We start from the raw sequence: 16300 nt of genomic DNA on the forward strand, positions 1-16300 counted from the left end.
TTATTTCCTTAATGTTTGCGCTGAAGTAGTAGCTGTGATGGTTGTACCGGCTACACTTTGATTTATAAAAATGGTTGAAATCAGTTCTGCCAGCTGGCTGACAGAGGGACCATTAGCGAGTGCAGATACACTCAGTCCCGCTTTAAAATGTTGCTCACAAGATGAACATAAACCCTTTACCTGTAATGGATTACCCCCTAATTCATAAAAACCAGTATCAACATTGACTCGGTCTTTCTTCAGCACAGCCGCATAGATGTCGTGTAACACCTCCATAATGCGACCACGCAACTGGGCACCCCATGTTTGGGTCAGGCCCACGCTGCCGACTTGCTGTGCTTTAGCCGATGACTGGTTAAGTTTGACCAAGCGGAATTCCTCAAACAGTGTGTTTACTGCTATCACCTTTGCGTCGGATGTCGCTTGATATTGGGCTAAAATGTCAGTCAAACGCGCGTTTACCTCAGTGCCATTGATGAGGAGATCTGTCCTGTGACTAAACGTCAGTCCGGTTTGGCTGTGCATAAGATTTAAATACCCTGGCGTAAGCTCAATGAGATTGACTCGCTGCGACGTCAGGTATTCATTCAGTTGTGTAATTGAATAACGCGTTTTCGTATCGACGACGTGTAACTCGAACCCAAGGCTCATCAGACACAGGCCCATCAAAGAGCAATCAAACGATACCGACGCATTCCAGATAAATTTGTTCACCCAGCCCTGGTGTGGCCCGAGTTCGGCAGCCAGCTTGTCGGACAGCAGCAGTAAGTCCTGCTGGGTCAGAACCACTTCGTTGTCCGATGCCGGGTTCAAAATACAAACGGGTTGCGTATGTAATCGGGTTTCAGGCTCACAATCTCTTGCAGGTGCTTTGAAAGCCAAAGCCTCGCTGGTGTCTATTACTTGCACTGAGGTATCCGCCAAAAAGGAGCCCAAATGGCGTTGTGTAATCGCAAAATCGAGATTAAAGCGTGCGATCACCTCATCCGTTGTTTGCATATCGCTGTCCGGGTCCAGCCCCACAAAAGTAATCCCACTGAACAAGCAAGCCATTTGTGTGACGAGCAGTGCTAAACCGTGATCCAGACACACACCGACCGCCTGTCCGGATTTGACCCCTTGGGTATTCAGATACGCTCTCATTCGTCGGACTTTGGCGAATATCGCCTGCTGCGAGAGTACCTGCCCCTCGTCAACAACGACGGTTGCCTGTGGGAACGCGGCACCATTTGCAGCGACTCGCGCGGCAAAAACCCCCTGCTCCACAGCGGGCAGATCGATGTCTGGTTTGGCGGTACGCACCGGAGGGTGGGCCGTGTCAGATTCGTTCAGCAACCATTGTAAAATGCCTTTAAAGCGCACAGCGTACTGAGCAATCGTATCGGCCTTGAACAGCTCTGGACGATACTCCCAATCCAACGTCAGGCTGGTGTCCTGCTCATAGACCGACAAAGATAAATCAAACTTCACACTCGGACTGTGAGGCTCCACCAGGTCAACTTGCAAACTATCAAGCTTCAATGGGTTAAACTGTTGGCTGTGGTACACAAACCACAGTTGAAAGATCGGGTTGTAGCTTGAATTGCGCTCCGGATTCAGGCGCTCTACCAGCAGCTCAAATGGCACATCCTGGTTGTCAAATGCGGACATCACAGCCTGCTTGGAGTCTGTCAGCAGTGCATCCAGTGGGCGATTCAGATCAATCTGATTACGCAGTACCAGGGAGTTGGTGAAACACCCTATCAGCCCCTCAATATCGGGGTGGTTTCTGCCCGCTACGGGTGTCCCTATCAGAATGTCTGTTTCGCCGCTTTGCTCCGCAACCAACAGGGCATACACCAGTTGCAAAACCATAAAGGGCGTCATATCTTTGCGCTGACAGAACGTCTGCAATTGTGAGCGTAACTGGCTGTCAATATTCAGTTTATAGCTGCGGCCTTCAAATGAGGGCTGGACCGGGCGCGGAAAGTCCAGGGGCAAACCGTGTACCTGAGGGTGCTCCGCAAGGAATGACAACCAGTGTTCCAGCTGCCCATCCAGTGATCCATCCTGAATATTCTGGTGCTGCCAGTGCGCATAGTCCTTGTACTGAATATCCAGTGTCGGCAGCTCAGCGGCTTCGTTTCTCAACACCCCACGGTACAGGGCTTCCAGCTCTTCAGTCAGAATATTAATTGACCAGCCATCAGCCGCGATATGGTGCAATGTCAGCAGCAGAAAATGATGTTCAGGCGCAGTTTTAACGATCTTGGCACGTATTTTCAGGCCCACATCAAGCTGAAATGGCATGTTGGCTTCCGCTTCAACAAAGTGCTCAACACAGGACATGACATCTTGCTTGCCCGATACATCAATGACCGGCACATCAAAGCTGTAGTCCTCCAGCACGTACTGTTTGGCCGTCACCGCATCATCAATCAGAACCGTGCGTAAAACCTCATGGCGCTTGACCAATTGCGCTAGTGCGGTTTGTAGTGCAGAGACCTGCAAAGCACCCGTGATAGAAAACACACCAGGCATATTGTATTGCGCAGTACCGTAGCTGAGCTTATCAATCAGCCACATAGACAGCTGAGAACGCGACAGTGGATGGCCACTTTCAAGGTCCGACTTAACCAGTGGTCGTACGCGACTTTGCTGCGACTGCTCCGTACGCATCACCTCAATTTTGTCTGCCAGCTGACGAATGGTAGGCTGTTCAAAAATACTGGCCAGTGGTAAATCGACCTGCATACTTTGACGTATCTGGCCAAACATTTTCATTGCCAGCAGCGAATGGCCGCCGAGCTCAAAGAAGTTGTGGGTGACACTGAGCGCATCACGCTCAAATAACGACTGCCAGATAGTGCAAAGCTGTGCTTCAGTGTCCGTTGCCGCGGCGACAAACTCCACTTCGCGATGACTGGGCTCTGGCAATGCCTTGCGATCCACTTTACCGCTGGAGGTCAATGGAAATGCATCCATTTCCGTATAAAAGTGCGGCAACATAAAGTTCGGTAATTCTGTCACCAGCTCAGTGCGGGCAGTCTCAACGTCAAAACTGAGGCCGGGTTCCATGATGACATACGCAGCCAGCTTCACATCACTGCCTCGCTCACCTATCGTGGTCACCACAGCCAGCTTAACGCCATTCAGTTGTGCCAGTTTCTCTTCTATTTCGCCCAGTTCAATCCGATAACCGCGGATTTTGACCTGGTGATCTATACGTCCCAGGTATTCGATTTCTCCCTCACTATTAAGGGTCACCAAATCGCCCGTCCGATACAGACGTTCGCTCGCCACCGCCGGTAAGTGCACAAATTGTGCCTCAGTGACATCGGGTCTGCCGATATACTCCAGTGCCAGCCCGTCGCCTGCGATACAAAGCTCGCCACTGACGCCAACGGGGGCAAGTTGATCTCGACTATCCACGACGAAATGGCGATAGTTTGGTAGCGAGCGGGCCAGACGGCAGCTGGGTGTGCCATCCTCATCCCGACGTACTTCATCAACCAGTGAATACACGGTCGCTTCAGTCGGCCCGTAGGCATTTATGACACGCTGAGAGCGGGCCAGCATCTGATCAGCCAGCGCAGGATAGAGTGGCTCTCCGACCGTTACTAAGGTGGCGCTCTGATTGCCCTGCCAGCCCGCTTCTACCAGCGCCTGCCACATTGTCGGAGTGCACTGGAATAAGGTGTAATCACGCGCATCGGCGTATGGCGCCAGCTTCAGGGCATCTTTACCTATCTGATGGCTGACCAGAGTTATTTTGCCGCCCACAGCCAGAGGGCCATAGATTTCCAGCGTCGAAATATCAAATCCAATGGTCGTCGTGGCAAGACAGTGACAAGATGCATCCAGTCCCAGGCGTCGGGCAGTGCCACAGATCAAATTGTCCAGGCTGTGCTGTGCTATCAGAGTGCCTTTGGGACGCCCGGTCGACCCGGAGGTGTACAGAATGTAAGCTTCCAGCGTCTCACGCTCTGCCTGCACGGTCAACGCCCGCTCAGCAGGTGCGCCAGCGCCTGAAAGTAGCTTATCAATGAGCAAGGTGCGCTGTGCGCCTATTGGCACTTGCGTGGCAAGCCGGGAATCTGTCACCAGCATCACTGCCTGACTGTCCGTAAACATAAAGGTCAGACGCTCCAGCGGATAGGCCGGGTCAAGGGGAACATAGGTCACCCCCAAAGACAGGCAGGCCAGTAATGTGGCAACCATATCCTCATTACGATCCAGACATAGTCCAAGTCTATCACCACGCTTGATCCCGTGTGACTGGAATACCTCAGTAACCTGTGCAGCTCTGTTACTTAACGCTCGATAGGTCAGTGCTGACTCACCTACTTCCAGTGCGACATGGTCAGGGTGCTGTGCGACATGGTGATTGAAACGCTGCACAATACTCGTTACGTCGCTTGACTCGGTGTGGCTGTTGAGCGTTTGATATACCCGGTAATCTTGTTCATTAAAAAAGTTAAAATCGGCGATCCGCTGTTGTGGGTTATGACGCATGCCATCCATGATGGTGAACAGGCGCTCGAACAACCGGGCAACATCAGATTCATCAAAGAAAGCGCGGTTCGCCTCAACCTGTAAAATGACGTCCTGATGATCACCATACTCACACAAGTTAAACAACAGTGGCGTGGTTTCTGTTCCTGGTGGAATAAACTCAGACTCCGCATTTATGCGTCCATCCGCATACTTGTAATCCAATTTCTGATAGTTGAACTGCACATCAAACAGGCGTTCAAGATCGGGCTTCAGCTGACGCGCATGCTCAACGATCTTCCCGACCGGATATTTCTTAAACTTGGACACATCCCGCATCTGTGTACGGATCTCGGCGGCCAAATCAACCATGCTCCACTGCTGATCAATGCTAAAGCGCATTGGCAGAACAGACACAATGCCACCAATGGCTCGCGCCGTTACCTTATCGCGGTTGTGAAATGGCAACGCCAAAACTATGTCGGAGGTCTGATACTGCAGGTTCAGATAGCAGGCGATTGCAGACATAAACAGGTGGTGCACACGCACGCCCATGCTCTTTGCCAGCGCACAAAGCCCGGCATAGTCAGACTGTGCAATCGCATGCTGACTCAAAAAGCTGTCATGCTTGTTCGGGTTATTCAGCTGCTTAGGCACAAACATTCTGTCAGGAAGCTGACGACTGAACTTTTGCTGCCAGTATTGCGTGGTTTGTTCACTGGTATCGAGCTGTTCATTCATGTACTCAATAACCTGGTCATATTGGGTAAGCGGGATCGATAATGTGTCTCCATTGCCCTGCGCAATAGCGAGGTAGTACCTGAATAACGTGTCGAACCAGTTACTGTAGCCAAAGCCGTCAGTGATCAGGTGATGTGCGACTGGTACATACCAATACTCTTCATCCGCCAGCTTCAGTAAAAATGCGCGATATAAGCCGGGCTCTGATAAATCAAATGGCGTCAGCAACTGCTGATTGACAAAGTGTTTCGCCTGCTCCGACGCCTGAGTAAAGGTGCTGAAATCGAGGAATTCAAATTTACATGACGTCTCTGCACGACACTGTTTGGGCTCTCCCGCTACTTCACTGAAGTAAAGATGAAACACGTCATTCTCAGCCACCAGCTGCGCCATCGCCTGTTGGAATGACGATTCACAAATCGTCTCTGTGATTCTGATCACTCCACCGATGTTGTAGTTTGGAGAACTTGGGTAGCGCTTTTGGTCCAGATAAATATCGAGTTGTGCAGATGTCAGCATCATACCCTTATCCTCTGTGAGTTTATTATTGTTGTTCATGGCTTATTCCTTATGCTCAGCAGGGATCAGCTTGAGCGAGTACTCGGTTTCCTGTGGCAGGAATGACGAGAACACGCCCTCTTGCCAATCTTTGTGCCCAGCCAGCCAATAGGGCGACATCGGATTAGATGCCTGACCTACGGGCATGTGGAAAAATCCACTCTGCTCTTCGCCGGGTGTCACACCCATGCGCATGGATGCACCAAAGTTCTGCTCCTGTACCAGAGGCATATTGATGTCACCGTCCGCACCATATTCAGGGATATTGAAGAACTTCCCGATCAGTGGCAGTGCCCCTGCCACAGGATGAGAAATGGCCACTTTGTTGTAGTCACCCCACTTGGCATTGGCGATGGTGCCGTGGGTGTTATTAAAGTGGTTATTCAGGAACGACAACGCATCAGCATATAGCCCCTGCCAGGAGTCATAACGGGTATTCAGTAAGTGTGCTGGCTGCTCATTCACCAGCTGCCAAAGTGGACCTTCCCACTGACTGGTTAAACTGAAGTAGTCAAAGACATTAGAATCTGGGTTTCGCTCATGCACATCATTCAAAATGCCACCAAACACACGCCGGGCAACTTGCGTTCTGAATGCTCTGACCAACAAATAACCCGTTGATTCTTTGGTCGCTTTGCCATTCCAGTTATTGACAATTTCGCGGTACTCGGTCAGCTCAGGGTGCTCAGCCAGGAACTCCTCATCGAGTATAGAAAGCAGTAAGTACTGCCAGCGCTGTAGAAATATCGCGCGACTATCTAACTGAGTGCGTAGCATCTGCGCTTCACTCGGTTCATGCATGACTCTCAAACCATCGTGGATCTGATTTGCCCTGGCACCCAGTGCATAGTTCTCACGACCAATCACATCGAGTTCATCCCCGGATACAACCCTGGCATTGGCCGTAAACAAAAACCCTGATTCCGGGTTCATACGCTTAGGGTAGTGTGCTGAATCCAAAAACCCGGACCAGACGTACTTATCGTTGTCATAGGCAACCGGTGCCCACACTGAATGCGCTCGTTCAGGTAAAGCCCCTAACATGGTCCAGCCAATATTGCCCTGTTCGTCACCCACAACCACATTGAGGTGTGTCATATGTGCATCATTGAATAAAGGAAGGGAAGCATCGACACTCGTCGCCAGCTCAACATCAAAGAGCCCCAGATTGACTGCCGTCGGGGAGTGGGCGACCCAACGTAACACCAGCAAGTCACCATTTTCTTCGCGCTCAACAACCGGGCCGTATGGCGTCATATCAACGACAAATTCAATCGGTGTCGCGTCTTTTACATCAATGGTCTGCGTCACAGGCGTCACCAACGCCTCGCTCTTCTCAGCTGGGATCCGCAGTAAATCAGACCAATCTCCCATTGAGTTAGTAAAACCCCAGGCAATATGCTGGTTGCTGCCCGCTATCATGAGCGGTAAACCAGGTAAAGAAATGCCCGACAGCTGGTGTTCTTTAGCTGCCTCTTGCCAGGAGTACTCAACCCGATACCAGATGTTCGGTACCGTTAAATTCAAGTGCATATCATTGGCAACGAGGGCTTTACCGGACAGCGTATTGTCACCAGACACAGCCCAGTTATTACTACCAGCCACAGACGGTGTGTCTTTCAGTGTCAATGCATACAGTGATTGCTGATGCTCTGTCAGCGCCAGGGTGTGCTGCCCACTCTCTTCAGATTCGGCCAGAGAGTAAACATCAGCATCTGGCATCGGAGCTGTTGCTATTTGCTGTGCATCCAGTGGTTTATCCCAGCTTGTGCCTAATGGCACCAGAAAGTCGACCAGCGCCTGGGGTAGCGTTTGCTGCAATTTGTTTAGATAGAGCGCATTGTGGTAATCACGTCCCTGCATTTCCATAAACATGGCAAAGGAGACCAGGAACGAATCTTCAGGCAGCCAGGTTGCAGGCGTCGCCTTGAGCACGGCATATTCAAATGGTGCGCTCTTTAGCTTATCCAGCCCGCTATTAACCCCTTCGACATACGCGTCTAATACTGCCTTATGCTGTTTGTCGAGATTGTTGTAGGCCTGATGTGCACTGTGCTTGAACTGATGAAGCCTGGCTTCCTTATCAGCATTGATAAAAGACTCGCCAAACAGGGCGCTCAATTCACCGGCAGCTTTACGGCGCAGAAAATCCATCTGGAAGAAGCGTTCCTGAGCATGAAGAAAGCCCATGGCCCGAGCAGCATCTGTTCTTGTGTGGGCAACAATAGAAGGCAAACCATTGCGGTCTCTGTCGATCACCACTTCATGTTCAACATGAGGGATCGTCACCTCACCATTTAATAAAGGCAATGCAGAGTTTAGTCGTGCCCACAACCAATAGCTTGTGCAGCTAGCGACTACCATGGTTGATAAGCCACTAAGTAATAGTGCCTTTTTAACTTTGCTGTATTTTCTCTTTGTGCTCATCTTCAAATTCCAATTCCGGTTCCTGTTCCTTGTGCACGACACACGGTGAACAAAACTAAACTGGTGAAGATAATTGGATAATCAGCTCAGAAAGACAAAACACTTCCCATTATATTGTGTTACATTGGCTGGTAACAAAAAAACACAATAACAAAAACCCAATACGATCATGAACGGTAACAGTGTTAACAGGGAAATATGGCTCGAAGACAATCAGGTCACTGTAGGTCAATTTCAGATCGACTTTAAGAAGACCCGTCTTTACAACACGGAGATTGCTGAAGAGCAGGAAAACCATGTAATCAAGCTAGAACCTTTGACAATGGAGCTCCTGTGCTACCTGGTTAAGCGCAGGGGTGACTATGTTAGCCAAAAAGAGCTGCTGGATCATGTCTGGGACGGCCGCGTTGTGTCTGATAATGCCATCCGCAGAGTGGTTAAAAAGCTCAGGGATGCGCTCGGCGATGACGTCAAATCACCCACCTACATCAAAACGGTACCCAGTAAAGGTTACTTACTCATTGCTGAGGTCAGTATTGAAGCAGTCACACAAGGTAACGGACCTGATCACACCACTGAGCTTTCTCAGACCTCAGACTATGAATATATACATAAGAAATCAAAAACAAAAGCTAAGGCACTGTATTTTATACTTATAATTGCTTTTTCTTGTGTCGCAGGGTATGCCTATTATGCGTTGCCGAGCCAGGTGGCCGTAAAACAGGTAAAAACGGTCACCAGCATGTCCGGTGAGGAAGGATGGGCGGATTATCACAAGGAAACCGATATGGTGATCTATTCTCACCGCAAAGATGTGTCAGGTTTTTTTGGTTTATATATCAAATCGCTTTCTACCAATGTAACAAAAAGGCTCAGCGCGGGAGATGCCAACTATTATTCTGCCAAGTTCTCCAAAACGGGTAAGCAAATCGCGCTGCAGAGACAAAAAGGCAGTCAGGCCGAATTAGTCATACTGACACTCAACGACACCATGGATGTGTCTAATGAAGAGGTCATTTATCGTTATGATACTTTACAGCCCAATTTATCCTGGTCGCCAGATTACAGGGCGCTGTATTTTTCTTTGAAAAAAGAACCGGACTATCCCAACACTATTTTCAAAATTGATATCGACAGCAAGCGCTTAACTCAAGTCACTTACCCTGATTTTAACCCGCATGGCGATTATTTTTCCGCCCTGTCACCAGATGGGCTGCATCTGGGCGTGCTGAGATATTCAAACTACCAACGCACGCATTTAATTATCTTAGAGCTCGCTTCCGGAAAAGTGCAAAGCAATACTGTGTTAGATTTTATTCCACCTAACATTGTATGGGATGACGACAGCTCAGGGGTTTATCTGGCCAATAGTAATGAAATCCATTTCTTTGATACCCGAACAAATGAACTGAACGCCCATGTTCAAACCGCCTTTGGATTATCTTCAATTTACAGTACATGCGGCGACAATTGCCTGCTGGTGGGTAAAGAAGATAAGAACGTGCGGGACATTGCAGAAATCAAAAATCCATTTTTGCAGGAAAATATCTACAACCTGTTTGAGTTTTCTCTCTCTGGTAAAGAAGGTCACCCTGATTACCTGGCTGATTCTGACAAAATAATCTTTCGATATGAATTTGACAACATACCGCAGATCGTCACTTACTCGACAACGGGCGAGATGGATTTATTAACCGAATTTACAGAACATCACAGTATCAGTAATCTGGATTATCATCACGCGAGTCGTTCTGTACTGGGCATTTTGGATCACCAACTTTTTGTCCTGGATATTAATACCAAACAGATCCGCTATCTCACTACGCAACTGGAAAACATTCAAAACCCCAGTTGGAGTAATGATGGTCGTTCTATTTACTTCTCGCGAAAGGAAGGGAACCAATTCTGGCTGGTGCGCCACAATGTTGATGATGGTAAATCTGAGCAGATAGTACCTGATGTATTAAGTGCACGCGAAGGCACCAAGGGCCAATATCTATTTTACCATCAAGCTGATGGCCAGCTGCTCAAAGCCCCACTTGCCAGCCCGCAACAAGGCACCTTGATAGCCAATATCAAACCTGCCTCCAATACATCCTGGCACCTAACCGATCAATACGTCTATTACTCTGTGTCTGACGGGTATCAATTCGATCTGGTCCGTACGGATCTGAACACGGGAGAATCTGAGCGTACCTTGCTACTGAAACATGCATTCTATGCAAAATTCCAAATTCACCCAAACGAAGAGAAGCTCTTACTTCTGCAAAGGGCGGCACCGAGCTCAGATCTATATAATGTGTACTTTTAGAGGAAAAATGTCTTCAGCGTCACGGAGTCATGTTGCTGAAGACATCGCACTAGAAAAAAACAGTTGTATCGACAATCGGTATTCGCGCTCTTAGGTTACCGTACAGAGCGCTTTTAACCCACTGTGATAAAATGTTCACTTGGACTATTTCGGGTCTTTCCATGGCCAGCAGTGGGGGAAACTCTCACAGCTCGGGGTAATCAGAAATTCAATAGGTATAGCATCAGCGCTGTCTGAATTGGGGGCTTCCGAGGCCTGAGCCGGTGTCCCGGTGATAGACAAAGTGACGGTAAACAAAAGGGCTTTAATCGCTGCTAAGGTTTTTGTAGAGAACATGCTATATCCTTTGTTATTTCTGTTTATTGTTTATTATTTCTGTCTTATAAGTTGTTTTGAACTACCTAACTATCAGTCGCCACTGGTTTCTACTTCTGGCCAGCAGTGCGGAAAGCTCGCACAACCAGGGACAATAACAATATCACTGAGCTGTGAATAGACCTGACCATCGTGTGTCTCTGCTGCGTTTGCCGTATGGCTGATGGCCAATAAGGCTGCTGCAATTGTTGATGCCATTAATACCGTTGATTTAATTGTTGTTTTCATAATTAGCCCCCTGATTTACTGTGTTTTGATCTGATGCAGTGTTTTTTCTTATTGATGTTTTATTATTCACCTGTGTGCGTTGGCCAACATTGTGGAAAGCTCGCACATGTAGGGAAAACATCAACACTTTCAGAAACTGAAGTCTGCTGTGTATTGTTTGTATTTTGTTCAGCAGCGTTTACTGAAGCAGCAGTAAGGGTAAGTAGAGTAGCCAGTGTTAGTGTTTTTAAAGTAGATAGCATTTTAGAATCCTTATTATTAAATTTTTATTTTTTAAGGTGCGCTTTCGATGTGTATCGATGTGCCCCGAGTTGATGAAATCTACTTTAAGCCCAATTGTTTCATTTACCACGCCACCATTCATGACTACGCATTATTTCGCTTTGCACACTTCAGAAACAAAAAATAAAACATTATAAATCATATATATAAGCAGAAAAATTATGTCACGTCGGATGATTTTTTGAAGAGCATAGGAAGCTTTTTCTCGTTTGATACCAAATAGTCACAGGCTTTTTTTTAATCACTCCCCGGAAATTAGACTGAGGCTTTAAAAATCCCAATCTGATCACTCAGATTTTTCCACTGCTTGCTGAAATCGTTTAATAAACCAGCAACCATATCCTTACTCATTACGTCTGAGCGAGTACATCTTTCAACGGTTTTGACATACACAAAAAAGGCCACCTGGATCAGGTGGCCTTGACGGGTTCAACAACAACGTATGAAGAATTAAGTAATTTCGACAGGCTGAGTCGCCTCATACTCAGATTCGTTCCGGGTAAAAATGGGTAAGCTTAGCAAGGCAGCCATCACGGATAACGAAAACACAGCACTAAAAGTCATACCACCCACAATCACAATCGCCAGACCTCGGTAAATTTCCGACCCCACACCTGGTATCAAAGCCAATGGCAACATGCCAAAAATACTGGTCAAGGTACTCATATAAATGGGCCTTGCTCGCGACTTGATAGCTGACTGGATTTTTTCACTGACAGAAAAGCGATTGCTATCTAGTTCATTGAAATGCCCGACAAATAAAATGGCATTGTTAATCACCAGACCAATGAGAATAATGAAACCCATCATAGAGATCACATCCAGCGGTTGGTAACTCACCAGATTAACCACATTCAGTGCCAACATGCCACCAATCAGTGCGATGGGCAGTGACAACATAATCGCCAAGCCGTTTCTGAATGATTTAAACCATCCGGATACCAGCAGAAACAGTATCAGCATGGCAAAACTAAACTGTTGCAACATATCTGAAATAAGGGCATTCAGTTTACTTGCGCTGCCGCGGTATGACACTGATACGGATTCAGGCATATGCGTGTCAATAATCGGCGTCACCTGCACCTTTAAGTCCTCAATAAAGGACGACAAGGGCATACTTGGTGGCGGGGTTACATTGATAGACAACGTACGAAACCCGTTAAGCCGATACAATGAGCTAGGGCCTACATCCAGCTCATAATCAACTAAAGTACGCAGCAGAGTGACCTCATTTTCCAATGGAAAGTAAAGCGGTGTATCCATAACATGATTAATGGCCCGCCAATCTTCTCCCTTGATATAAATAGGTAAGTTCTTTGTGCCATTGGAGTATTCACCAATGTATACTCCATCAGTCAATGCCCGGAGCTTTTGCGACAGATTGTATTGAGACTCTCCAAGCTCCAGCAGCTGGTTATCTTTGGGTGTGAAGATAATCTGCGGGTCATCATTGTATAAAGGGGTATTACTCCAGGGGTTAGCATATCCCATATGGGTATTAAGATGCTCGTAAACCTCACGACCTATGATTTGCAAATCGTCCAATGAGGTCCCGGTAAAGTCGATGGTTACCCGTCGATTGGTCGACAAGCCAAACCCTAGCAACGAGTTAAAACTCGCATACACATTGGCATGTACAAATTCGCTCTGCAGCGTTTCTGTAGCCCATGTTTTCAACTCCTCAGCACGAGCAGGATCTTTAGGATAAAGTACCAGCTGAATCGATGAACTGCCTGAAACAAAAGACAGGAACTTCTCAACCTGCGGTCCGTCATTCTGCTCCTGACTCTCCTCGATTAGCCGATTAACAGGCATCAATAACTCTCGCGTCAGAGCCTCATTATTCATACTCTGATTCACACTAACAGACACGTTTACCCGTGTGCCTTCAACCTGCGGCAGAATGTTTAATTTTGGCGCCAGTAAGATCAAGCCAATCAGAGGAAGTAACACTAACACAACTAACATGACCACCCGGTTGCGTGTACTGACCACCATATTGGCCAGATAAGCTGACACACGTTCAACAAATCCACCCGTTGTATTCTGCACTTTAACGATGGGCAATAAATAGCGCAGTAACAGGGGTAATAAGAGTAGTGCGAAAAACAAAGAGGCACCCAACGCAGAAGAAATGGTGATCGCCAGATCATGGAATAATTTGCCTTCAGCACTTTGCATTAACAGGATCGGCGCAAACACGATGATACTTGATACAACAGAGTTCACCAGCGCCCCCGAGACTTCTGACATGGTTTTTCGCACCGCATCGAGTGTTTTCTCACCTTGTTCACGATACCGAACCGCCGTTTCAACCACCACAATGGCGGCATCCAGGATCATCCCGGTGGACAGCGCAATACCAGCCAGTGAAATGACATTGAATGTTCGCCCTAACATTTGCATGGCCAAAAATGTCGCCAATATCGAAATCGGCAAACTGATAAAAATCATCGCTATCACGGGCAGTTTTCGAACAAACAAGAACAGGATTAAAGTCGACAGAATCACCCCAAGGATCAGGTTATTTTGCACCATCGCCACCGCACTCTTAATAGTTTTTGAATCATCCTTGGTCAGTTCGACTTGCACACCCAACTCTGGCAATACCGTTGTATTCAATTCTGTGATCACCTGCTTCAGTTGTGCCAGTGACGCCAAGGCGTTCGAGCCATTGGCAGCGTTGACACTGACATAAAAAGCCTGCTGACGCTTCCAATATACAGGGGAAGAGTCTGTGACGAATGCGTTCTCAATGTACGCCACATCGCCAAGGGTCACGACCTTTTGTTCATTTTTGGCAATAACCAGGCCATTTAGCTCAGCAATGTCTCGTCGCCCTTCAAATCGTACCGCAAAATTGCGTGTCCCTTGCTCAACAATGCCCACACTTTGGTCCAGCGAGTTGCGCAGCAGGTTGAGCATCTGATCTATTGTTAGCGCATACTTCGCCAACTTTTCAGGATCAAAAATAATATCAATACGTTGCTCGGTTGATGCCAAAGGTGACAGGTTACTGATCCCAGGGATTGCCAGGATCCGCGGCCTGACAAACTTTTCAAATACGTCTGTGTATAAGCTTCTATCTGCTGTGACACCGGCGCCATTGGGAAACAACACCAAGCCAGCAATACTGCCTTTATTGTCTTTGGACTTGTTCTGAATAATCGGCTCAAGAGCGGTATTTGGGCGTGTATTGAATTGATTCATCTTATCGATGACTTCGATGTATGCCTCCTGCATATCCGTGCCTGGCTGGAAGGTCATATTCACCCAGGCAAAGCCTGTTCCGGTATCCGTTTCATACCGCAACACACCGGGCACCTTGCTGAGTAGCTCTTCGACAGGCTCGACAATTTGCCGCTCCATTTCCATAGGAGAGGCACCAGGCCAGAAGTTCCCCACCACTATCCGGTCCTCACCAATATCAGGAAGCAACTGAACCGGTAACTTGGGTATAGCCGTAATACCCAGAATAATAATGACGAGGAAAAAGCTCACCACATAGTGAGGGCTTTTTAATATTGCGTGATTCATAACTGAGCCACCCTTTCATCCACCTTAACAACATCCCCTGGCTTGAGACCCAACCCACCACGGGTAACCACCACTTCGCCGGGAGACAGCGCCCCGGTCACGACATAGTTGCCATTTACCCCGGCCAGCACTTTCACAGCTGCCTTTTCAACCGAGCTATCTGCCTTCAGTTTATAAACGAAACTGTCTTCGCCTCTGGGGATCAATGCATCTCCTGGGATCACCAGGCTATCTGGAATGCTAATTTTGAGTGTGATGGTCAGGTTAGAACCCAGTACTAAGTGCTTTTTCAAGGCCTGCTCTGGTTCAACGAATAAGGTCACAGCGCCTGTACCGACACTCACCTCAGGCACAACCCTGGCCAGTTTTGCAATTCCTATGCGTTTAGGTCTTTGTAGTTCGCTCTCGATGATCAGCTCAGCATGCTCATCTATATGATCCAACAACTCGATAGGCAATTGGCTGGACAGTTCAATATCATCAAAACTATTCACTCTGGCGATTGCATCACCTTGCTGAACATACTCCCCCCTACGGACAAAAGTCTCGGCGACAAACCCACTGTCCGTCGCCCGGATTGTACTCAGTGCAATATGTCGTTGGATTTCGGTTAAGCTGATTTCCAGCTCGGCTAACTTGGTTTTTGCCGTCGCCAATTCATAGGTTATTTGGTCCAGCTCAGAGCGATTGACACTTTGTGTTTGCGATAAAGTTTCCAGCCGTTTCAGTTCAACACTCAGATACCCGACCTGGACCTCTGTCTGGCGGATCTCATAGCGTTTCCTTTGCTCCGATAAGACCAGAAACTGCGTGTCCAGCTGAGCGATTGTGTCGCCCGCATTGACACGCTCACCGGCCTTTTTTATCTTCACTACATGTGCGCTGGTGTAACTTGAAAGGACTGTTGCGTCAGAGTCGACGACCTCAGCCACTAATTCACTGGTTATCCCTCGGTGATTCTCGATAACCCTGGCAGTCGTGACTATCCGCTCAGCCAGAGCATGGTGAGATGCCAGTAGCAATAAAATCAGCCCGACCCGGTGCGTTAAGTTTTTCATCATTGTTGATCCCCATAATTCGCATTTCTTCTTACGTATTTGCGTGAGTCTAGAGAACCTAGAGGAGATCTGAGAAGTGAAGTGTTGTTACCTCATGCAACGACGTGTGACCAAGCAATCATTAGCATAATAAACATAGAGTTAAAAATAACACAGTAAGGCAGTCTGTCGCTCTGACAACAACTGAACGAGTACACGAAACAGCGCATTAAGGCATTTTCTACCAATCAACTTAAGTAAACTGCAGATTATCAGCGCCCAAAAGTCAGTATTAGCATGATAAAAATACGCTGATTGATGCCATAAATAA

At 47.7% G+C, this 16300-nt stretch carries 7 protein-coding genes; 1 reads left to right on the forward strand and 6 read right to left on the reverse strand.

What is annotated here, in order from left to right:
- Both AT705_RS12015 and AT705_RS12020 read right to left on the reverse strand, forming a co-directional pair.
- On the reverse strand, positions 1–5772 hold the full coding sequence (locus AT705_RS12015) for a non-ribosomal peptide synthetase (RefSeq protein ID WP_058796776.1): 5772 nt from the start codon (positions 5770–5772) through the stop codon (positions 1–3).
- A gap of 3 nt (positions 5773–5775) precedes the next feature.
- Positions 5776–8199, reverse strand: a complete 2424-nt coding sequence (locus AT705_RS12020) for a penicillin acylase family protein (RefSeq protein ID WP_058796777.1) — start codon at positions 8197–8199, stop codon at positions 5776–5778.
- A gap of 169 nt (positions 8200–8368) precedes the next feature.
- Between AT705_RS12020 and AT705_RS12025 the strand changes: the two genes are divergently transcribed.
- Positions 8369–10510 (forward strand): winged helix-turn-helix domain-containing protein, encoded by a 2142-nt coding sequence (locus AT705_RS12025; RefSeq protein ID WP_058796778.1) that lies wholly within the window; start codon positions 8369–8371, stop codon positions 10508–10510.
- A gap of 144 nt (positions 10511–10654) precedes the next feature.
- Here the strand turns inward: AT705_RS12025 and AT705_RS12030 are convergent, their stop codons facing one another.
- The 4 genes from AT705_RS12030 to AT705_RS12045 form a co-directional block, all read right to left on the reverse strand.
- Entirely contained in the window at positions 10655–10846 is a 192-nt protein-coding gene (locus tag AT705_RS12030) for a hypothetical protein (RefSeq protein WP_058796779.1), read from the reverse strand.
- A 72-nt stretch (positions 10847–10918) separates the two neighbouring features.
- Positions 10919–11113 carry a hypothetical protein gene (locus AT705_RS12035; RefSeq protein WP_058796780.1) on the reverse strand — a complete coding sequence of 65 codons (195 nt, stop codon included), beginning with the start codon at positions 11111–11113 and terminating at the stop codon, positions 10919–10921.
- 732 nt (positions 11114–11845) lie between these two features.
- A complete protein-coding gene (locus AT705_RS12040; protein ID WP_058796781.1) occupies positions 11846–14932 on the reverse strand; it encodes an efflux RND transporter permease subunit in 3087 nt (1028 codons plus the stop codon).
- A complete protein-coding gene (locus AT705_RS12045; protein ID WP_237113723.1) occupies positions 14929–15993 on the reverse strand; it encodes an efflux RND transporter periplasmic adaptor subunit in 1065 nt (354 codons plus the stop codon). The genes AT705_RS12040 and AT705_RS12045 overlap by 4 nt, the downstream gene beginning before the upstream one ends.
- Positions 15994–16300: the final 307 nt, after the last annotated feature.

The sequence above is a fragment of the Pseudoalteromonas rubra genome, assembly GCF_001482385.1.
Lineage (GTDB): Bacteria > Pseudomonadota > Gammaproteobacteria > Enterobacterales > Alteromonadaceae > Pseudoalteromonas > Pseudoalteromonas ardens.